This is a genomic window from Paracoccus sp. pheM1 (assembly GCF_018499825.1).
In the GTDB taxonomy this organism is placed as follows: Bacteria; Pseudomonadota; Alphaproteobacteria; order Rhodobacterales; family Rhodobacteraceae; genus Paracoccus; species Paracoccus versutus.
Map to the genome: position 1 here is coordinate 86,923 of NZ_JAGXCX010000002.1, position 20,161 is coordinate 107,083.

General features: G+C 69.5%; 16 protein-coding genes. 10 read left to right on the plus strand and 6 right to left on the minus strand.

All coding sequences use genetic code 11. The features are described 5' to 3' along the window. Positions 1–14: 14 nt before the first annotated feature. Both cimA and KF941_RS14540 read left to right on the plus strand, forming a co-directional pair. Positions 15–1,637: a citramalate synthase gene (cimA, locus tag KF941_RS14535; protein WP_214273785.1), complete on the plus strand. Its 1,623-nt coding sequence runs from the start codon at positions 15–17 to the stop codon at positions 1,635–1,637. Next, complete coding sequence (locus tag KF941_RS14540) at positions 1,634–2,452, plus strand: squalene/phytoene synthase family protein (RefSeq protein WP_214273786.1); 819 nt, start codon at positions 1,634–1,636, stop codon at positions 2,450–2,452. Before cimA ends, KF941_RS14540 begins: the two co-directional genes overlap by 4 nt. A 50-nt stretch (positions 2,453–2,502) precedes the next feature. Here the strand turns inward: KF941_RS14540 and eno are convergent, their stop codons facing one another. The 4 genes from eno to KF941_RS14560 form a co-directional block, all read right to left on the minus strand. After that, positions 2,503–3,780, minus strand: coding sequence for a phosphopyruvate hydratase (gene eno / locus KF941_RS14545; RefSeq protein ID WP_036754596.1), 1,278 nt, complete (start codon positions 3,778–3,780; stop codon positions 2,503–2,505). 66 nt (positions 3,781–3,846) lie between these two features. Next, positions 3,847–4,644 (minus strand): endonuclease/exonuclease/phosphatase family protein, encoded by a 798-nt coding sequence (locus KF941_RS14550; protein WP_036754585.1) that lies wholly within the window; start codon positions 4,642–4,644, stop codon positions 3,847–3,849. A gap of 18 nt (positions 4,645–4,662) precedes the next feature. Then, entirely contained in the window at positions 4,663–6,078 is a 1,416-nt protein-coding gene (locus KF941_RS14555; protein WP_214273787.1) for a protein adenylyltransferase SelO, read from the minus strand. 63 nt (positions 6,079–6,141) lie between these two features. Further along, positions 6,142–6,480: a multidrug efflux SMR transporter gene (locus KF941_RS14560; protein ID WP_072463524.1), complete on the minus strand. Its 339-nt coding sequence runs from the start codon at positions 6,478–6,480 to the stop codon at positions 6,142–6,144. 123 nt (positions 6,481–6,603) lie between these two features. On the opposite strand from KF941_RS14560, the gene obgE reads away from it, so the two are divergent. Next, positions 6,604–7,635 (plus strand): GTPase ObgE, encoded by a 1,032-nt coding sequence (obgE, locus tag KF941_RS14565; RefSeq protein ID WP_072463523.1) that lies wholly within the window; start codon positions 6,604–6,606, stop codon positions 7,633–7,635. Continuing rightward, entirely contained in the window at positions 7,623–8,735 is a 1,113-nt protein-coding gene (proB, locus tag KF941_RS14570) for a glutamate 5-kinase (RefSeq protein WP_036754570.1), read from the plus strand. The genes obgE and proB overlap by 13 nt, the downstream gene beginning before the upstream one ends. A gap of 152 nt (positions 8,736–8,887) precedes the next feature. On the opposite strand, the gene KF941_RS14575 is transcribed toward proB, so the two are convergent. Then, a complete protein-coding gene (locus KF941_RS14575) occupies positions 8,888–9,793 on the minus strand; it encodes a lysophospholipid acyltransferase family protein (protein WP_214274590.1) in 906 nt (301 codons plus the stop codon). Positions 9,794–9,846: 53 nt separating this feature from the next. Beyond that, positions 9,847–12,390 (minus strand): aminopeptidase N, encoded by a 2,544-nt coding sequence (gene pepN / locus KF941_RS14580; protein WP_214273788.1) that lies wholly within the window; start codon positions 12,388–12,390, stop codon positions 9,847–9,849. A 149-nt stretch (positions 12,391–12,539) separates the two neighbouring features. Between pepN and KF941_RS14585 the strand changes: the two genes are divergently transcribed. The 6 genes from KF941_RS14585 to KF941_RS14610 all read left to right on the plus strand — a co-directional run bounded on the left by KF941_RS14585 (position 12,540) and on the right by KF941_RS14610 (position 19,809). Further along, positions 12,540–13,217: a hypothetical protein gene (locus KF941_RS14585; RefSeq protein ID WP_214273789.1), complete on the plus strand. Its 678-nt coding sequence runs from the start codon at positions 12,540–12,542 to the stop codon at positions 13,215–13,217. 171 nt (positions 13,218–13,388) lie between these two features. Further along, a complete protein-coding gene (locus tag KF941_RS14590) occupies positions 13,389–15,536 on the plus strand; it encodes a malate synthase G (protein WP_214273790.1) in 2,148 nt (715 codons plus the stop codon). Then, complete coding sequence (locus tag KF941_RS14595) at positions 15,533–15,979, plus strand: methyltransferase (protein ID WP_072463517.1); 447 nt, start codon at positions 15,533–15,535, stop codon at positions 15,977–15,979. Before KF941_RS14590 ends, KF941_RS14595 begins: the two co-directional genes overlap by 4 nt. A 10-nt stretch (positions 15,980–15,989) precedes the next feature. After that, positions 15,990–16,655 carry a D-lyxose/D-mannose family sugar isomerase gene (locus KF941_RS14600; protein WP_214273791.1) on the plus strand — a complete coding sequence of 222 codons (666 nt, stop codon included), beginning with the start codon at positions 15,990–15,992 and terminating at the stop codon, positions 16,653–16,655. Between the two features lie 126 nt (positions 16,656–16,781). Then, entirely contained in the window at positions 16,782–18,356 is a 1,575-nt protein-coding gene (locus tag KF941_RS14605; RefSeq protein WP_214272460.1) for a Re/Si-specific NAD(P)(+) transhydrogenase subunit alpha, read from the plus strand. 13 nt (positions 18,357–18,369) lie between these two features. Continuing rightward, positions 18,370–19,809 carry an NAD(P)(+) transhydrogenase (Re/Si-specific) subunit beta gene (locus KF941_RS14610; RefSeq protein WP_114536335.1) on the plus strand — a complete coding sequence of 480 codons (1,440 nt, stop codon included), beginning with the start codon at positions 18,370–18,372 and terminating at the stop codon, positions 19,807–19,809. Positions 19,810–20,161 lie beyond the last annotated feature (352 nt).

Genomic DNA, 20,161 nt, shown 5'->3' on the forward strand with positions numbered 1-20,161 from the left:
AAGGGGCCGCCCCGATGACGCGCCAGCGCCTTTACCTTTACGACACCACGCTGCGCGACGGGCAGCAGACCCAGGGCGTGCAGTTCTCTGCCGCCGAAAAGGCCGAGATCGCGCAGATGCTGGACCGGCTGGGCGTCGATTACATCGAGGGCGGCTGGCCTGGCGCCAACCCGACCGACAGCGATTTCTTCGCCCAGGCCCCGGCGACCCGCGCCACCATGACCGCCTTTGGCATGACCAAGCGCGCCGGTCGCTCGGCCGACAACGACGACGTGCTGGCGGCGGTGATGAATGCCGGCACCCCGGCCGTCTGCCTGGTCGGCAAGACCCATCCCTTCCATGTCCGCGAGGCGCTGGGGATCCCGCTCGAGGAGAACCTCGACAATATCCGCGTCTCGGTTGCGCATCTGGTGGCCCAGGGGCGCGAGGCGCTGTTCGATGCCGAGCATTTCTTCGACGGCCATGACGAGGACGCGGATTATGCCCTGGCCTGCCTGCGCGCGGCGCTGGAGGCGGGCGCGCGCTGGATCGTGCTGTGCGACACCAACGGCGGCACCCTGCCCGAACGGGTGGGGCAGGTCACGCGCGCGGTGATCGCGGCCGGCATCCCCGGCGACCGGCTGGGCATCCATTGCCATGACGATACCGGCAATGCCGTGGCCTGCACGCTTGCCGCGGTCGATGCCGGGGCGCGGCAGGTGCAGGGCACGCTGAACGGGCTGGGCGAGCGTTGCGGCAACGCGAGCCTGACCAGCCTGATCCCGACCCTGCTGCTGAAGGAGCCCTATCGCTCGGCGCTGGAAACCGGCGTCACCGCCGAGGGGCTGGCCGGGCTCACGCGCATCTCGCGCCGGCTGGACGAGATCCTGAACCGCCCGCCCGCCCGGCCCGCGCCCTATGTCGGCGCTTCGGCCTTTGCCCACAAGGCCGGGTTGCATGCGAGCGCCATCCTGAAGAACCCGGCGACCTACGAGCATGTGGACCCCGCCACGGTCGGCAACGAGCGCATCATCCCGATGTCGAACCAGGCCGGGCAGTCGAACCTGCGCGCGCGCCTTGCCGAGGCGGGGATCGAGGTCGGCCGCGACGATCCGGCGCTGGCGCGCATCCTGGACCTGGTCAAGGCGCGCGAGGATGCCGGCTATGCCTATGACGGCGCGCAGGCCAGCTTCGAGCTGCTGGCGCTCGCCGAACTGGGCCGGATGCAGCATTACTTCACCGTCGAGCGCTACCGCGTCACCGTCGAGCGGCGCAAGAATGCGCTGGGGAAACGGATTTCCGTCTCGGAAGCCGTGGTGGTGGTGCAGATCGGCGGCGAGCGCATGCTGTCGGTCAGCGAAAGCATGGATGCCGAGGGGCATGACCGCGGCCCGGTCAACGCGCTGTGGCGGGCGCTGGCCAAGGATCTGGGCCCCTATCAGGCGGCCATCGACGACATGCACCTGGTCGATTTCCGCGTCCGCATCACCGGCGGCGGCACCGAGGCGGCGACGCGGGTCATCATCGACAGCGCCGACGGGCAGGGCCATCGCTGGTCCACCGTGGGCGTCTCGCCCAATATCGTCGATGCCAGTTTCGAGGCGCTGGTCGATGCGATCCGCTGGAAGCTGGTCCGCGACCGGGTGGTGCCGGCATGAGCCTGGACGATTGCGCCGAGGCGCTGCGCGAGCACGATCCCGATCGCTTCGGCATCTGCCTGCTGGCCCCCGCCGAGGCGCGGCCGCGGCTGCTGACGCTTTATGCGCTGAACCTGGAGCTGGCGCGTGCGCCCTTGGCCTCGACCGAGCCGCTGATCGCCGAGATGCGGCTGCAATGGTGGATCGAGCGGTTGGAGGACATCGGCGCCGGCAAGGCGCAGTCGCATGAGCTGCTGACGCCGCTGGCCGAGGCCTGGGGGCCGCGCGCCGCCGGCTTCGCCGTGCTGGCCGAGGCGCGGCGCCGCGATGCGGCGCGCGAGCCGCTGGACGGGCCCGAAGCCGTCGCGGCCTATGTGCGGGATACGGCGGTGCCGCTGGCGCGCTTCGCCGCCGAGGCCCTGGGCTGGGAGGCTGCCGGGGGCTTCGCGCCCCCGGACCCCCGCGGGGTATTTGGAAAACGGAGAAAGCCGGAGGTTGCCGAGATCGTCGACGTCCAGGCCGAGGGGGCGGGGTTGGCGCATTGGCTGGCCGCGCTGCCGGCCTTGCAGGGGCTGGGGCTGGGCCTTTGGGACGCCTCGCCCGAGGCGCTGGCCCGGATCGCGGACAGGGCCCGCACGAAGCTTGCCGAGGCCAGGGCGCAGCGTCGGCTTGTGCCGCGCCGGCTGGCGCCGGTGCTGTTTGCCGGCGCGGGCGTGCCGGCCGCATTGCAGGCGGCGCCGCGGGGGATCGAGGCGCTGGCCGGCGCCGCGCCCTCGGAGTTCCGCCGCCGCCTTGCGCTTGGCGCCTTTGCGCTGACGCATCGCTGGTGGATATGAAAAAGGGCGGCCTCGTCGGGCCGCCCTGCTTCGTTGCGATGCCCTGCGGATCAGCCGCGCAGGATGGACTTGCCGGCATATTCCGCTGCGGCGCCCAGCATTTCCTCGATGCGGATCAGTTGGTTGTATTTCGCCAGCCGGTCCGAGCGCGCGAGGCTGCCGGTCTTGATCTGGCCGCAATTCGTCGCCACCGCCAGGTCGGCGATGGTCGCGTCCTCGGTCTCGCCCGAGCGGTGCGACATGACCGAGGTGTAGCGCGCGCGGTCGGCCATGCGCACCGCATCCAACGTCTCGGTCAGCGTGCCGATCTGGTTCACCTTCACCAGCAGCGAGTTGCCGCAGCCCCGCGCGATGCCCTCGGCCAGGCGCGCCGGGTTGGTCACGAAGAGGTCGTCGCCGACCAGCTGCACCCGGCCGCCCAGCGTGTCGGTCAGGAGCTTCCAGCCTTCCCAGTCGTCCTCGGAACAGCCGTCCTCGATCGACAGGATCGGGTAGTCGTTGCACAGCGCCTCGAGATAGGCGACGTTCTCGGCCGGGGTCAGCGACTTGCCCTCGCCGGCCATTTCATACTTGCCGCCCTTGAAATACTCGGTCGAGGCGCAGTCCAGCGCCAGCATGATGTCGTCGCCGGGGGTGTAGCCGGCCTTCTCGATGGCCTTGAGGATGAAGTCCAGCGCGTCGCGGGTGCTGCTGAGGTTCGGCGCGAAGCCGCCCTCGTCGCCGACGCCGGTGGCGAGGCCCGCCGCCGAGAGTTCCTTCTTCAGCGTGTGGAAGACTTCCGAGCCCATGCGCACGGCTTCGCGGATGTTCTCCGCCGAAACCGGCATGATCATGAATTCCTGGATGTCGATGGGGTTGTCGGCATGTTCGCCGCCGTTGATGATGTTCATCATCGGCACCGGCAGCACGCGGGCGCCGGCGCCGCCGACATAGCGGTAGAGCGGCTGGGTGCAGGCCTCGGCCGCGGCCTTGGCCACCGCCAGCGAGACGCCCAGGATGGCATTGGCGCCCAGGCGGCCCTTGTTCGGGGTGCCGTCCAGCTCGATCATCATCCGGTCGATGGCGACCTGTTCGGTCGCGTCCTCGCCGATCAGGTTCTCGGCGATCTCGCCGTTGACGGCGGCGACGGCTTCCAGCACGCCCTTGCCCATGTAGCGGGCCTTGTCGCCGTCGCGCTTCTCGACCGCCTCATGCGCGCCGGTCGAGGCGCCCGAGGGCACCGCCGCCCGGCCCATGGTGCCGTCTTCCAGCGTCACATCGACCTCGACCGTCGGGTTGCCCCGGCTGTCCAGAATCTCGCGCGCGAATATGTCGATGATGGCGGTCATGTCTGCGTCCCCCTTGGCTGACGAGCTTTGGCGCTGTTTAACCGCCTTCGCAATTGCAGAAAAGCGTCAATCCGCCCCGGCCACCCCATCCTCGCCGGGAATGCGCGAGGTGACGCGCGCCGGCTGGTAGCCGCGCGGCACCTCTTCATGCGCATCTACGGCGAGGTCGGCCCAGATCGGCAGGTGGTCCGAGGCCGCCCGCGCCATCTCGTTGTCCAGCACGCCGCAATCCAGCACCTCGATGCTGCGCGAGACGGCGAAGCGGTCGTAGCGCAGGCGCGGGAAGGGCGCGGGCCAGCTGGGGCCGGGGGTGACGACGCGTAGCGCCTCCAGCGCCTCCAGCCCGCGCGAATCGTGCCATTCGTTGAAATCGCCGGTCAGCGCCATGCGGTCGTGGCCGATGCGCCGCGCCTGGGCGATGATGCGCGACAGCTGGGCGCGGCGCGACGAGCGCATCAGCCCCAGATGCACCGCCACCACCGTCAGCCCCGGCAGGCGCAGCACCAGCGCGCCCCTGGGCTCGATCCCCGGCAGGGGCAGGCGGCGGATCTCGGCCCTCTCGCGCAGTTCGGGGCGCAGCAGGATGGTCTGGCCGTGCCAGCCCAGCGAATTCTCGCCGGTGCCCAGGAAGGGGGCGGGGACCATGCCGGTGGTCTTTTCGATCAGCGCGCGCGGCAGCGCCTCGGGGCGGGCGCCGAAGCGGAAATCGACCTCTTGCAGGGCGATCACGTCGGCATCCAGTTCGGCGATGACGCGCAGGTTGCGCTCGGGCGCGTGCGGGCCGGTCATGCCGCGGCACTTGTGCAGGTTGTAGCTGGCCAGGCGAAGGTGGTCGGGGCTCGGATGGTCGGGGCTTTTCGGCATTGGGCCTTTCGCTGCTGCTCAGGTGCCGCAGAAGGTGCGACGGACGATCTCATCGGGGGCAGGGGCCTGCGCGAAGCCGTCCCATTCCGGCCGGTCCTGGAAGGGCGCGCGCAGCGCCGCGTCGAGCGCGTGGAAGGGCGCGTAATCGCCCTCGCGCCCGGCGGCGATGACCTCCTCGATGCGGTGGTTGCGCGGGATGCGGCGCGGGTTGGCGCGCGCCATGACCTGGCTTGCGTCCGCAAGGTCGCGGATGCGCGACCGCCAGCCCTCGGCCCAGGCGTCGAACTGCTGGGGCGCCGCGAATTCGTCGCGGGCGCGGCCGTCGGCCAGCCCGGCGAAGGTGCGGGTGAAATCCGCCTCCTCGGCCGCCATCAGCGTCAAGAGCCGCTCGATCAGCGCCCGGTCCTCGGGGCGAGGGTCGGCGATGCCCAGCTTGGCGGCAAAGCGCTTCAGCCATTCCGCCTGGTAGAGCCCAGGGAAGCTGTGGACGATGCGCGTGGCCTCGGCCACTGCCGCGTCGTCGTTGCCCATCAGGGGCACCAGGCAACTGGCGAATTGCGCCAGGTTCCAGACCGCGATGTTGGGCTGTTCGTTCCAGGCGTAGCGGCCCTGGGCGTCGATCGAGCTGAACACCTTGTCGGGGCGGTAGCCGTCCATGAAGGCGCAGGGGCCGTAGTCGATGGTCTCGCCCGAGACCGACATGTTGTCGGTGTTCATCACCCCGTGGATGAAGCCGAGCGCCATCCAGCCGGCGATGGTCGCGGCCTGCCGCTCGACCACGCGCTGCAGCAGGTCGGCCGCGCCCGAGGCATCGGGATAGTGGCGGGCGATGACGTGGTCGGCCAGCAGTTGCAGCCGCTGCCGGTCGCCGCGGGCGGCGTAGAATTCGAAGGTGCCGACGCGGATATGGCTGGCGGCGACGCGGGTCAGCACCGCGCCGGGCAGCAGCGTCTCGCGGATCACCGTCTCGCCGGTGGTGACGGCCGCAAGGGCGCGCGTGGTCGGGATGCCGAATGCGGCCATGAATTCGCTGACCAGGTATTCGCGCAGCACCGGGCCCAGCCAGGCCCGGCCGTCGCCCCGGCGCGAGAAGGGCGTCGGCCCGGCACCCTTCAGCTGGATGTCGAAGCGCGCCCCATCCGGCGCCACCACCTCGCCCAGCAGGACCGCGCGCCCGTCGCCCAGCTGCGGCACGAAGCCGCCGAACTGGTGGCCGGCATAGGCCTGGGCGATGGGTTCGGCCCCCTCGGGCAGGGCGTTGCCGGCCAGCATGGCCACGCCTTCGGGGCTGGCAAGCCAGTCGGCGTCGAAGCCCAGCCGCTCGGCCAGGGGCCGGTTCAGCGCCACAAGCTGCGGGTCGCGCACCGGGGTCGGGCGGGTGCGGGTGAAGAAACCTTCCGGCAGTCGGGCATAGCTGTTGTCGAAGTGGATCATCGCGGCCCTCCCTTCGGACATTAATCTAGACCCGATTGCCGGAATGTTAAGGGTGGAGGCGATTCAATGCGTCACGCTGCCCGAGAACAGGTTCACGATGACGACACCCGCGACGATCATGGAAAGCCCGACCACCGCCGCGAAATCCAGCCTCTGGCCAAAGACGACAAGCCCGATCAGCGAGACCAGCACGATCCCCAGACCGCTCCAGATCGCATAGGCGATGCCCAGCGGCATGGCCCGCAAGGCCAGCGACAGGAAATAGAACGAGCCCGCATAGCACAGGCCCATCAGCAGGGTGGGGACAAGCCGGGTGAACTGCTCGCTGCGCTGCAGGAAGGTGGTGCCGACCACTTCAAGCGTGATGGCGGTGAAAAGCGTGGCATAGGTCAGGACCGGCATGGCGTCTCCACTCGTTCGTCGCCGGCCCATCTAATTCGCGGGACGGGGGAAAGTCACGCCACTTGCACGAAAACGGCCAAGCGCGTATCCCACGGCTTTGCCATAGCTGACAGGATTGCGCCCGTGAAATTCCTCGATCTCGCCAAGGTCTATGTCCGCTCGGGCGGCGGGGGCGCGGGCTGCGTATCCTTCCGCCGCGAGAAGTTCATCGAATATGGCGGGCCGGACGGCGGCGACGGCGGCAATGGCGGCGATGTCTGGGCCGAGGCGGTCGAGGGGCTGAACACGCTGATCGACTTTCGCTTCCAGCAGCATTTCTTCGCCAAGTCGGGCGGGCATGGCATGGGCGCGCAGCGCACCGGCGCCTCGGGAGACGACATCGTGTTGCGCGTGCCGGTCGGCACCGAGATCCTGGAAGAGGACCAGGAAACCGTGGTCGCCGACCTGACCGAGCCGGGCCAGCGGGTGCTGCTGGCCAGGGGCGGCAACGGCGGCTTCGGCAACCTGCATTTCAAAAGCTCGACCAACCGCGCGCCGCGCCACGCCAACCCCGGCCAGCCGGGGGTCGAGCGCACGCTGTGGCTGCGGCTGAAGCTGATCGCCGATGCCGGGCTGGTGGGCCTGCCGAATGCCGGGAAATCGACCTTCCTTGCCGCGGTGTCGAACGCGCGGCCCAAGATCGCGGACTATCCCTTTACCACGTTGCACCCGAACCTGGGCGTCGTGGGGGTGGACGGGCATGAATTCGTCATGGCCGACATCCCCGGCCTGATCGAGGGCGCTTCCGAGGGTCGGGGCCTGGGCGACCAGTTCCTGGGCCATGTCGAGCGCTCGCGCGTGCTTCTGCACCTGGTCGACGGCACGGCCGAGGACGTGGCGCAGGACGCCCGCACCATCCTGACCGAGCTTCAGGCCTATTCCCCGGCTCTGGCCGAAAAGCCGCGGGTGACGGCGCTGAACAAGATCGATGCGCTCGACCCCGAGACGCTGGCCGAGCGCAAGGCGGCGCTCGAGGCCGAGATCGGCGGCCCGGTGCTCTTGATGTCCGGCGTCTCGCGCGAAGGCGTGACCGAGGTCTTGCGCGCACTCTGGTCGCGGATCGCGCCCTCGCGCAAGCCCGCCGCCGACAAGGAAGACAAGCCGTGGCAGCCGTGACGCCGGAACTGGGCCGCGCGCAGCGGCTGGTGGTCAAGATCGGCTCGGCGCTGCTGGTGAACGGCGCGGGGCTGCGCGCCGAATGGCTGCGCGCGCTTTGCGACGACGTGGCGCGGGCGCGGGGGCGGGGGACGGACGTGGTGCTGGTTTCCTCGGGCGCCATCGCGCTGGGGCGGCAGGTGCTGGGCCTGCCCGCCGGTCCCCTGCGGGTCGAGCAGTCGCAGGCGGCGGCGGCGGTGGGCCAGATCAAGCTCGCCCGCGCCTATGAAGAGGCGCTGGCGCCGCATGGCGTCAAGACCGCGCAGCTGCTGGTGACGCTGGACGACACCACCGACCGGCGCCGCTATCTCAACAGCCGCGCGACCATGCAGACGCTCCTGGGCCTCGGCGTGGTGCCGATCGTGAACGAGAACGACACCGTGGCGACCGACGAGATCCGCTTCGGGGACAACGACCGGCTGGCGGCGCAGATCGCCGTGACCTGCGGGGCCGACCAACTCCTGCTGCTGTCCGACGTCGATGGGCTCTATACCGCCAATCCCAAGACCGACCCCGCTGCGCGTCACCTGCCAGTGGTCCAGCAGATCACGCCCGAGATCGAGGCCATGGGCGGCGACCCGATCTCGGGCGTCAGCAAGGGCGGCATGAAGACCAAGCTGATGGCGGCGCGTACGGCGGTGGCGGGCGGCTGCGCCATGGCCATCGCCGAGGGCTCGGTGCTGAACCCGCTTTCCGCCGTGGCGAGTGGCGCGCGGGTGACATGGTTCCTGCCAGACACCGACCCGCAGGCCGCGCGCAAGCGCTGGATCGCGGCGATGAAGCCCAAGGGCGAGATCACCGTCGATGCCGGCGCCGCGCTGGCGCTGGGGCAGGGCAAGTCGCTGCTGCCGGCCGGCGTCACCGCCGTCTCGGGCCGCTTCGGCCGGGGCGATCCGGTGGTGGTGCAGGACGGCAAGGGCGCACGGCTGGCCTGCGGCCTCGTGCGCTATTCCTCGACCGAGGCGCGCGCCATCGCCGGCCATCGCAGCGACGAGATCGAGGGCATCCTCGGCTATCCCGGCCGGGCCGCGCTGGTCCATCGCGACGACATGGTGGTGTGATCTTCTTGGGCCGTAGCTTCTGCGTCGCGGTCGCATGGGTATTTGAAGAACGAAGAAGCCCGGTGCCGCGCTGAATTTCGGAAAGCGGCACCGGGCTTCTTCGTTCCATAAATACCCATCTGCGACACCGATCATGAGGCCGGCGTCGCAGTTCACTCGATCGGGCGCGGCTTGGCAAGCGCGTGGCGGCGCTGGAACAGCCCGCGGATCTGCGACATGCGCACCGCGTTCTGGCCCGGCGCGGGCAGTCCCAGCACCGTATCGCGCAAGAGCGCGATGCCGTCCTCGCTGCGGCCGGGCAGCGACGCGGCCGGGATCGGGGCGCCGATGGTCACGCGGAAGGGCTGGCCCGCCTTGTTCAGCACCTCGTTGAACAGCGTCACGTCGCGCAGCGTCGGGTGGATCGCGTCAAGCAGGTAGAACAGCGCCGAATTGCGCGCCCGGATCCGCAGCGGGATGATGGGCGCATCGAACTTGCGTGCGATCATCGCTGCGCTGGCCATCCAGGGCCGTTCGTGCAGGCTCAGGCCCCGGCGCTTGGCCAGCCGGCCCGAGGGGAAGATCAGACCGATCCGCCCGCGCTCCAGCGCCTCGCGCGTATAGTCCATCGTGGCGCGGGTCTTGGCATGGCTGCGCTTTTCGGCGCGCCATTCCACCGGGGCGATCAGGCTGTCGAATTGCGGCAGGATGCGCAGGATGTCGTGATTGGCATAGACGAAAAGATCATCCCGCACCGCAGCGATCACCGCGTTCAGCACGATCCCGTCGGCGATCCCGGTCGGGTGGTTCGACACGATCAGCGCCGGGCCGGTGGCCGGGATATGCTCGATCCCCTCGACCCGCAGGTCGCGCAGGATCAGCCCGGCGATGCGGCGCATGACCTCGTCCGTGGGCAGGTCGCGATATTCCGCCGCCAGCTCCAAGGTGCGCGGATAGCGCAGGAGCCGCATCAGCAGCTGCCGCGCCAGCGCATGGTGCCGGCGGCCCGAAAAAAGCCAGGGCGCCCGCTCGGCAATCAGCGGATCGAGACGGCGTTTCATGTCCTCGCGGGCATCCATGGGGGCAGTATTGCCGTGCCCGCAAGATGCCCGCAAGAGTGGTTCGATCATGGTCAGGCGCCACCGGCAAGGATGCGCGTAACCATCTCGGAGGTGTTGCGCGACAGGCCCGGCATCGCCGCCAGCCGGCCAAGCGCGGCGCGGGCATGGGCCTGGCGGGTGGCGTCGTAGCGGGTCCAGGTCTCGAAGGCCGAACACATGCGCGCGGTGGTCTGCGGGTTCACCGGGTCGAGCCGCATCAGCCAGTCCACGGTGAAATCGTAGCCCGAGCCGTCGGCGGCGTGGAAGGCGGCGTGGTTCGCGCCGAGCCCGCCGATCAGGGCGCGGAAGCGGTTGGGGTTCTTCCAGTCGAAATCCGGCCGCGCCGCAAGGTCGTGGGCGCGGGCCACCGCCTGGCCGGGCGCGGCGCGCAGCGGCTGGACCATGAACCACTTGTCCATGACCAGGCGGTTCCCGGCGAATTCCCGCGCAAAGGCCGCCAGCGCCTCGGCGTCCCTGCCGGCCGCGATCAGCCATTCCAGCGCGCCCTGCCGCTCGGTCATGTTCGAGGCGGCGGCGAACAGCGCCTCGGCCCGCGCGGCCCCGTCGATGCGCGACAGAAGGCCCAGGCAGGCGAGCCGCAGGCTGCGCCGCCCCGCGCCCTCGGCATCGGGGCGATAGGGGCCGGGGGTCGTCATCGCCTCGTAGAGCCGGGCCAGCGCCGGTTCATGCGCCGAGGCGATGTCGCGGGCCAGTGCCTCGCGCGCGGCATGGATCGCGTCCGGGTCCGGGATCTCGCCGCGGGCGGCGATGGTGGTCGCGATCTCTTCCTCGCCGGGCAGGGACAGGCAGAGCGCGGCAAAGGCCGGGTCGGCCTCGGCATCGTCGAGCAGCCCACCGATGGCGCGGCTGAACTCGGCGCCGCCCTCGGCCCCGGTGGACCGCGCGATCAGCGCGTCCAGCGCCAGGTCGTGGCCGGCCTGCCAGCGGGCATAGGGGTCGGTGTCATGCGCAAGCAGCAGCGCCTGTTCGTCCGCCGCGATCTCGCGCGAGACCGTCACCGGCGCCGAAAAGCCGCGCAGGAGCGAAACCACCGGCCGCGCGCCCAGGTCCCCGAAGCGGAAGCTCTGCCGGGCCTCGGTCATCTCCAGCACCGTGGTCGGCAGCACCTCGTCGCCATTCGGGCCGATCAGGCCGAGCGCGATGGGAATCACCCGTGGCGGCTTGTCCGGCTGGCCGGGGGTCGGCGCGGTTTCCTGGCGGAAATCCAGCGTGAGCGTGCCGTCGCGCCAGTTCTCGGAAAGCGTCAGCCGCGGCGTGCCGGCATCGGTATACCAGCGCTTGAACTGGGCCAGGTCGCGGCCGGTGGCGTCCTGAAAGACCTTGATCCAGTCCTCGATGGTACAGGCCTGGCCGTCGTGGCGGTCGAAATAGAGGTCGAGCGCGCGGCGATAGCCCTGATCGCCCACCAGCCGCTTGAGCATGCCGATGACCTCGGCGCCCTTTTCATAGACCGTGGCGGTGTAGAAATTGTTGATCTCCTGATAGTGGTCCGGGCGCGGCGGATGCGCCAGCGGCCCGGCATCCTCGCGGAACTGGCGCGCGCGCAGGGTCTGGACGTCATGGATGCGCTTGACCGCGGCCGAGCGCATGTCCGAGGTGAACTGCTGGTCGCGGAACACCGTCAGCCCCTCTTTCAGGCACAGCTGGAACCAGTCGCGGCAGGTGATGCGGTTGCCGGTCCAGTTGTGGAAATATTCATGGCCGATCACGCCCTCGATGCGCTCGTAATCGCCGTCGGTCGCGGTTTCGGCGCTGGCCAGCACCAGCTTGGAGTTGAAGATGTTCAGCCCCTTGTTCTCCATCGCGCCCATGTTGAAATCATCCACGGCGACGATGTTGAACACGTCGAGGTCGTATTCGCGGCCGTAAGCCTCTTCGTCCCATTTCATCGAGCGGATCAGCGATTCCATGGCATAGCCGGCGCGGTCCTGGTCGCCCGGCCGCACCCAGACGTTCAGTGCCACCTGGCGGCCCGACATGGTGGTGAAGCTGTCGGGCACCGCCACCAGATCGCCCGCGACCAGCGCGAAGAGATAGGCGGGCTTCGGCCAGGGGTCGTGCCAGACGGCCTGACCCGCCCCCTGCGAGACCGGGTTGCCGTTCGACAGCAGCACCGGCTTGTCCGAGCGGATGGTGACGCGGAAAGGCGCCATCACGTCGGGGCGGTCGGGATACCAGGTGATATGGCGAAAGCCCTCGGCCTCGCATTGGGTGCAGAACATGCCGCCGGACAGATACAGCCCCTCCAGCGCGGTATTGGCCTCGGGGTCGATCTCGACCTCGGCGGCGAAGGTGAAGGCGTCGGGCAGGTCGGCGGCGGGGATCACCAGCCGCCCGCCCGTCGCGCCCGCGGGGTCGAGCGGCTTGCCGTCGATCGCCAAAGACAGCGTTTTCAGCCCCGCGCCGTCCAGCACCAGGTCGCCCGCGCCCTTGCGGCGGAAGTCGATCTGCGAGCGCACCCGCGTCGCGCGGGGGGCGAGGTCGAATTCCAGCCGCGTCTCGGCGATCTCGAAGGGATAGGGGCGCCAATCGGCGAGATATTGCGTGACGGTCATGGGGCACCTCATGGCAGGCGAAAAAAATCGGCGGCACGGCGGAACTTGTGCGAAACCCAAGTGTTAGACGCAGGATAGCCGGGTCGCAAGCCGGGGTCCGTCCCCGGCCGACCAGCCGCAAGCGCCAACCAGAAGAGCGAGGAACAAGAATGGCCCATTACGACCCGAACGATCCGAAGCGGACCGAGGGCACCGATCCCCAGCGCCCGGCCGCGGCGCCCGAGACCTATGTCGAGCCGGTCGAGCGGCGCGCCTCGCCGCTGCCGCTGATCATCGGCATCCTGCTGGCCCTGGCCATCGCCTATTTCGTGCTGCAGTATTTCATGGGCCGCGACGAGGGCGCAACCACCGGCGAGGATGCCGCCGTGACCACGACCGAGCCCGCGGACACCACCGCGGACGTGCCGGGAACCACGACCGCGCCGGCCGCGACGGATGCCACCACGACCGAAACCCCGGCCGAAGCCGCCTCGGATGCGGCTGACGATGCGGCCGCCGCTGCCGAGGACGCCGCCGATGCCGCCGGCGAGGCCGCGAGCGACGCTGCCACCGCCGTCGAAAGCGGTGCCGAAGCCGCGGGCGAGGCGATGGGCGAGGCGGCCGATGATGCCGCTGCCGCCGCCGGCGACGCCGCCCAGGACGCCGCGGAAGCCGCGGGCGAGGCCGCGACCGCCGCGCAGGAAGCCGCCGACAATGCCGCCGAGGCCGCGGGCGAGGCGATGCAGGATGCCGGCGAGGCGCTGGACGACGCCATCACCGTGGAAGAGCCGGCGGCCCCGGTGACGCCGCCGGCCGGCGAAACCACCACCACGCCGCCGGCGAACTGATCGTCCCATGCGGGTGCGTGCCGCCGTCCGGTCACTCGGACGGCGGTTTTCAATTTTTACGCAAGGCAGAATTGCGGGATCATTGAAGGTCGGGCCGGTTGAAACCCTGCGCCGTTTGGCATACCACGGCACACCAAAGCCAGCCGGACAATTGAAGCAAGGGGAAGTGCGATGGGTCGCGTGGAAAAGGCAGGATTGCGGGTGGACGAGACGCTTGCCGCCTTCATCAACGAGCGTGCGCTACCCGGCAGCGGCGTCGAGCCGCGCCGGTTCTGGGAGGGGCTTTCGGCCCTGCTCCACGATTTCGGGCCGCGCAACCGGGCGCTGCTGGAGCGGCGCGAGGAGCTGCAATCGGCCATCGACGCCTGGCATATCGCCCATCGCGCCGAACCCAAGGACGCCGGCGCCTATCGCGATTTCCTGGCCGAGATCGGCTACCTGGTCCCCGAGGGCGAGGATTTCCAGATCGAGACGCCCGAGACCGACCCGGAATTCTCCAGCGTGGCCGGGCCGCAGCTGGTGGTGCCGATCACCAATGCGCGCTATGCGCTGAACGCCGCCAATGCCCGCTGGGGCAGCCTCTATGATGCGCTTTACGGCACCGATGCCCTGGGCGACCTGCCGCAGGGCAAGGGCTATGACGCCGCCCGCGGCGCCCGCGTCATCGCCTGGGGCCGCGATTTCCTCGACACCGCCGCGCCCTTGGCCGAGGGCTCCTGGGCGGGGATCGAGGCGCTGTCGGTCACGGACGGCGCGCTGGTCCCGGCGCTGCGCGAGCCGGCCAAGTTCGCCGGCCATCGCGGCGACGGCGCCAACCCGACCGACATCTTCCTGAAGAACCACGGGCTCTTGATCCGCATCGTCATCGACGCCTCGACCCCGGTCGGCGCGCAGGACAAGGCGGGCATCTCGGACATCGTGATCGAATCGGCGCTGTCGGCGATCATGGATTGCGAGGATTCCGTCGCCTGCGTCGATGGCGAGGACAAGGCGCTGGCCTATGCCAACTGGCTGGGCCTGATGGACGGCACCCTGGCCGAAGAGGTCGAGAAGGGCGGCAAGACCTTTACCCGCCGCCTCAACCCCGACGTGACCTTCACCGCGCCCGACGGCTCGGAAGTCACCGCCAAGGGCCGCGCCCTGATGCTGGTCAGGAATGTCGGCCACCTGATGACCACCCCCGCCGTGCTGGACCGCGACGGCGGCGAGGTCTACGAGGGCCTGCTGGACGCCATGGTCACGACGCTTTGCGCCAAGCGCGACCTGGACCGCGAGGGGCCGAAGAACTCGGTCACGCAGTCGATCTATGTGGTCAAGCCCAAGATGCACGGCCCCGAGGAGGTCGCCTTCGCCTGCGAGATCTTCGATTTCGTCGAGGATGTGCTGGGCCTGCCGCGCCATACCGTCAAGCTGGGCATCATGGACGAGGAGCGCCGCACCTCGGCCAACCTCAAGGAATGCATCCGCGCCGCGAAGCATCGCGTGGCCTTCATCAATACCGGCTTCCTCGACCGCACCGGGGACGAGATCCACACCTCGATGGAGGCGGGCGCGATGCTGGCCAAGGGCGAGATGAAGGCGCAGCCCTGGATCTCGGCCTACGAGGATCGCAACGTCGACATCGGCCTGGCCTGCGGGCTGGCCGGCAAGGCGCAGATCGGCAAGGGCATGTGGGCGATCCCCGACCGCATGGCCGAGATGCTGGAGCAGAAGATCGCCCATCCCATGGCCGGTGCCAACACCGCCTGGGTGCCCAGCCCGACCGCCGCGACCCTGCATGCGACGCATTACCACAAGGTCGACGTCTTTGCCCGCCAGGCCCAGATCGCTGCGGCGCGCCGGCCCCTGCGGCTCGACGACCTGCTGACCATCCCGCTGGCCGGCGGCCGCAACTACAGCGAGGCCGAGATCGCCCGCGAGCTGGAGAACAACTGCCAGGGCATCCTGGGCTATGTCGTGCGCTGGATCGACCAGGGCGTCGGCTGCTCGAAGGTGCCCGACATCAACGACGTCGGCCTGATGGAGGACCGCGCCACGCTGCGCATCTCGGCCCAGTCGCTGGCGAACTGGCTGCATCACGGCATCGTCACCGACCGGCAGGTCATGGACGCCTTCCGCAAGATGGCCGCGGTGGTGGACCGCCAGAACGCGGACGACCCGGCCTATGCGCCGATGGCGCCGGGCTTTGACGGCGTGGCCTTCCAGGCGGCCTGCGACCTGGTCTTCCTGGGCCGCATGCAGCCCTCGGGCTATACCGAGCCGGTGCTGCACGCCCGCCGCCTGCAGGCCAAGGCCGAACAGACGAGCCGCGCGGCATGATCGCGCGGCTGGCCGGCCTGCCGCCGGTCTGGCTGGTGCTGTTCGCATCGGCCGGGGCGGCGCTGGGTCGGCTGGTGCCGCTGGGCCTGCCGCCGGCGCTGCGCGGGCTGGGCCTGTTGCTGGTCGCGGCGGGGCTGGGGCTGATGCTCTGGGCGGCGCTGACCATGTGGCGGGCGCGCACCACCGTCATGCCCGGCCGCCGGCCCGAGGCGCTGGTGACGGGCGGCCCGTTCCGCTTTTCGCGCAATCCGATCTATCTGGCCGACCTGATTCTGCTGGCCGGGCTGATGCTGGCGCTGGCCGCGCCGGCGGGGCTGGTCACGGTGCCGGCCTTCGCCCTGTTCCTGCAGCGCCGCTTCATCCTGCGCGAGGAAGCCGTCATCGCCGCCGCTTTCGGTCCCGCCTATGACCGCTATAGGATGCAGGTCAGGCGCTGGATCTAGGGAGGGCATCGTGGAACGCTCGCGCATCAACCGCATCATGGCCGAGGCGGCCGAGCTGATCGGCAAGGCAGGCTTCCACCTGCCGCCATTCGCCCATTGGAGCCCCGAGGAGTTTCGCGTCCGCGCCACGCCGGCGATTCGCGGCGGCCGGCTGGGCTGGGACATCACCGATTACGGCCAGGGCGATTTCGATCGGCTGGGCCTGTTCCTGTTCACGCTCAGGAACGGCCGGCTTGCCGAGCTGCAGGCGGGCAGGGGCATGGTCTATGCCGAAAAGCTGCTGATCTCGCAGGAAAACCAGATCAGCCCGATGCATACCCATGCCATCAAGACCGAGGACATCATCAACCGCTGGGGCGCGACGCTGGCCATCCGGCTTTGCGGGTCGGACGCGCAGGGCCGCATGGACCGCAATGCGCCCTGCCGGGTCGATTGCGACGGCATCGCGCGCGAGATCGCGCCGGGCGGCGTGCTGCGGCTGGCGCCGGGCGAATCCGTGACGCTGCGTCCGGGCGACTGGCACGAGTTCTGGGCCGAGGGCGGGCCGGTGCTGATCGGCGAGGTCTCGACGGTGAACGACGACCTGACCGACAATATCTTCGCCGCGCCCATCGGGCGTTTCGCCACCGTCCACGAGGACGAGCCCCCGGTTCACCTGCTGGTCAGCGACTACTGAACTCCGCGATGGTGTTTCTGACGCAGGGTCACATTCGTGGAATGTGCGGCGCCTCACTCTCTTGTGAAAGATTGTTGCGCTCTGCTATGGGGGACGCTGAAAGTCGCTAACAGGGGAGGTGGCCTGGTGAAGATCGGCGGATTGAAGGAGATTTTTGAGGGGGAGGCTCGGGTCGCCATCACTCCGTCCTCTGCGGGGCATCTGCGCAAGCTGGGGCATGACGTGCATGTCGAGACGGGCGCGGGGGTTCGTGCGGGGTTTTCGGATGCGGCCTACGAGGCGGCGGGCGTCACCGTGCATCCCAATGCCGCGGCGCTGGTCGGGGCGGTGGAGGTGGTGGTCAAGGTCCGGCCGCCGAGCGAGGCCGAGCTGCGGCAGATGCGGCGCGGGCAGACCCTGATCTCGCATTTCTGGCCGGCGCAGAACCCCGACCTCCTGGAGCTGGCGCGCGAGCAGGGCGTCACCGCCATCGCCATGGACATGGTGCCGCGCATCAGCCGCGCGCAGAAGATGGACGCGCTGTCCTCGATGGCCAATATCGCCGGCTACCGGGCGGTGATCGAGGCGGCGAACAACTTCGGCCGCTTCTTCACCGGCCAGGTGACGGCGGCGGGCAAGGTGCCGCCGGCCAAGGTGCTGGTGGTGGGCGCGGGCGTCGCCGGGCTTGCCGCCATCGGCGCGGCGGTCAGCCTGGGCGCGCAGGTCCATGCCTTCGACGTGCGCCCCGAGGTGGCCGAGCAGATCGAATCGATGGGCGCGGAATTCGTCTACCTGGACTTCCAGGACCAGGTGCAGGACGGGGCCGCGACCGGCGGCTATGCCGCGCCCTCGAGCCCCGAGTTCCGGGAAAAGCAGCTCGAGAAGTTCCGCGAACTGGCGCCCGGGATGGACATCGTCATCACCACGGCGCTGATCCCCGGCCGCGATGCGCCGAAGCTCTGGACCCGCGACATGGTCGCGGCGATGAAGACCGGCTCGGTCATCGTCGACCTGGCGGCCGAGCGCGGCGGCAATTGCGAGCTGACCGTGCCGGACGAGCGCATCGTCACGGAAAACGGCGTGGTGATCATCGGCTATACCGACTTCCCGTCGAGGATGGGCGCGCAAGCCTCGGAGCTTTACGGCAACAACATCCGCCACATGCTCTCGGACCTGACGCCGGGCAAGGACGGCGTCATCGTGCAGAACATGGAGGACGACGTGATCCGCGGCTCGACCGTCGCCCATGACGGCGACGTGACCTGGCCGCCGCCGCCGCCCAGGGTCGCGGCCATCGCCGCCCAGAAGCCGCGCGAGAAGCCCAGGGAGCCGACCCCCGAGGAGCGGCGCGCGCAGGAGATCGCCGCCTTCCGCGCCCAGACCCGCAGCCAGGTCACGCTGCTCGGCGCGGGCGCGGCGGCGATGCTGCTGGTGGGGCTGTTCGCGCCCGCGAGCTTCCTGTCGCATTTCATCGTCTTCGTGCTGGCGGTCTTCGTCGGTTTCCAGGTGATCTGGAACGTCAGCCATTCGCTGCACACGCCCCTGATGGCGATCACCAACGCGATCTCGTCGATCATCATCGTCGGCGCGCTCCTGCAGATCGGCTCGGGCGGCTGGCTGGTGGTGTTCCTGGCGGCGCTGTCGGTGCTGATGGCGGGCGTCAACATCTTCGGCGGCTTCCTGGTCACGCGCCGGATGCTCGCCATGTTCCAGAAGTCGTAAGGGGAGAGGGCGCATGGAATACGGATTCACCACCGCCGCCTATGTGGTCGCGGCCGTGCTGTTCATCCTGTCCCTGGGCGGGCTTTCCGGCCAGGAAAGCGCCAAGCGCGCGGTCTGGTACGGCATCGCGGCCATGGCGCTGGCGGTGGTCGCGACGCTGATCGGGCCGGGCTACGGCAACTGGGGGCTGACGCTGGTCATGCTGGCCATCGGCGGCGCCATCGGCTGGGTCGTGGCCAAGCGGGTGCAGATGACCGAGATGCCGCAGCTGGTCGCGGCCATGCACAGCCTGGTCGGCCTGGCCGCGGTGCTGATCGGCTTCAACGCCCAGTTCGAGCTCTCGCGGGTGCTGCGCGCCCGCGCCGCCGACGCGGCGGCCGAGTTCCACGGCTTCGCCGCCGTGCTGGCGCACAAGACCCCGGCCGAGATCGCCATGCTCAAGGTCGAGGTGGCGCTGGGGATCTTCATCGGCGCGGTGACCTTCACCGGCTCGATCGTGGCCTTCGGCAAGCTCGCCGGCAAGATCGACGGCAAGCCCCGCAAGCTGCCGGGCGGGCACATGCTGAACGCGGCTGCGGCGGCGCTGTCGCTCTTGTCGGTGATCCTTTACTGCACTGCCGGGGCGCCGGTGCTGTGGCTGGTGCTGATCACGCTTCTGGCCTTCTTCATCGGCTATCACCTGATCATGGGCATCGGCGGCGCCGACATGCCGGTGGTGGTGTCGATGCTGAACAGCTATTCCGGCTGGGCGGCGGCGGCGATCGGCTTCACCCTGGGCAACGACCTCCTGATCGTGGTGGGCGCGCTGGTCGGCTCCTCGGGTGCGATCCTGAGCTACATCATGTGCAAGGCGATGAACCGCAACTTCGTCAGCGTGATCCTGGGCGGCTTCGGCGGCGAGGCGGGCCCGGCGATGGAGATCGAGGGCGAGCAGGTGGCGATCGACGCCGACGGCGTGGCGGCGGCGCTGAACGAGGCGGACGAGATCGTCATCGTGCCGGGCTACGGCATGGCGGTGGCGCAGGCGCAGCAATCGGTCAGCGAGCTGACGCGCAAGCTGCGGGCGCGCGGCAAGAACGTGCGCTTTGCCATCCACCCGGTGGCGGGGCGCCTGCCGGGGCACATGAACGTGCTTCTGGCCGAGGCCAAGGTGCCCTACGACATCGTGCTGGAGATGGACGAGATCAACGAGGATTTCCCCTCGACCGACGTGGCGATCGTGATCGGCTCGAACGACATCGTGAACCCGGCGGCGCAGGAGGATCCGAACTCGCCGATCGCGGGCATGCCGGTGCTGGAGGTGTGGAAGGCCAAGCAGGTGTTCGTCTCCAAGCGCGGCCAGGGCACCGGCTATTCGGGCATCGAGAACCCGCTGTTCTACAAGGAAAACACCCGCATGTTCTACGGCGACGCCAAGAAATCCATCGACCAGCTCCTGCCCATGATCGAGTGAGCGGCCGCGGCGGGCTCACCTGGTCCGCCCCCGCGATATATCGGGAAGAGCCGCGCAATGCGGCTCTTTTCATTTTTCGGGAATGGGTAAGCGGTATCGCCCGTTTCCGATGCCGGCAAGGAGATGCGATGCGCCGCCTTGCCGCCCGCGCAGTTGCCGGGCTCGAACTGCCGAAGGCCAGAGCCCCTGCGCATCTGTCCCAAAGCGCCTAGCCTGGCGACCGGAAAGCCGGCGCCTGCGAAGGCGGAGGCATTCGCCCGCGCGGGCGAACAAGCGTTCAGAATGAAAGAGTGCCCGTGGCGATATCGGCCCTTAGTTCGGCATGGCTCGGCATCGTCGGGGGCCTTGTCAA

Excerpts from the sequence above, each read along its gene's own strand:
- cimA (WP_214273785.1), top strand. The coding sequence starts at position 15 with ATGACGCGCCAGCGCCTTTACCTTTACGACACCACGCTGCGCGACGGG.
- KF941_RS14540 (WP_214273786.1), top strand. The coding sequence starts at position 1,634 with ATGAGCCTGGACGATTGCGCCGAGGCGCTGCGCGAGCACGATCCCGAT.
- eno (WP_036754596.1), bottom strand. The coding sequence starts at position 3,780 with ATGACCGCCATCATCGACATATTCGCGCGCGAGATTCTGGACAGCCGG.
- KF941_RS14550 (WP_036754585.1), bottom strand. The coding sequence starts at position 4,644 with ATGCCGAAAAGCCCCGACCATCCGAGCCCCGACCACCTTCGCCTGGCC.
- KF941_RS14555 (WP_214273787.1), bottom strand. The coding sequence starts at position 6,078 with ATGATCCACTTCGACAACAGCTATGCCCGACTGCCGGAAGGTTTCTTC.
- KF941_RS14560 (WP_072463524.1), bottom strand. The coding sequence starts at position 6,480 with ATGCCGGTCCTGACCTATGCCACGCTTTTCACCGCCATCACGCTTGAA.
- KF941_RS14575 (WP_214274590.1), bottom strand. The coding sequence starts at position 9,793 with ATGGATGCCCGCGAGGACATGAAACGCCGTCTCGATCCGCTGATTGCC.
- pepN (WP_214273788.1), bottom strand. The coding sequence starts at position 12,390 with ATGACCGTCACGCAATATCTCGCCGATTGGCGCCCCTATCCCTTCGAG.
- KF941_RS14585 (WP_214273789.1), top strand. The coding sequence starts at position 12,540 with ATGGCCCATTACGACCCGAACGATCCGAAGCGGACCGAGGGCACCGAT.
- KF941_RS14590 (WP_214273790.1), top strand. The coding sequence starts at position 13,389 with ATGGGTCGCGTGGAAAAGGCAGGATTGCGGGTGGACGAGACGCTTGCC.
- KF941_RS14595 (WP_072463517.1), top strand. The coding sequence starts at position 15,533 with ATGATCGCGCGGCTGGCCGGCCTGCCGCCGGTCTGGCTGGTGCTGTTC.
- KF941_RS14610 (WP_114536335.1), top strand. The coding sequence starts at position 18,370 with ATGGAATACGGATTCACCACCGCCGCCTATGTGGTCGCGGCCGTGCTG.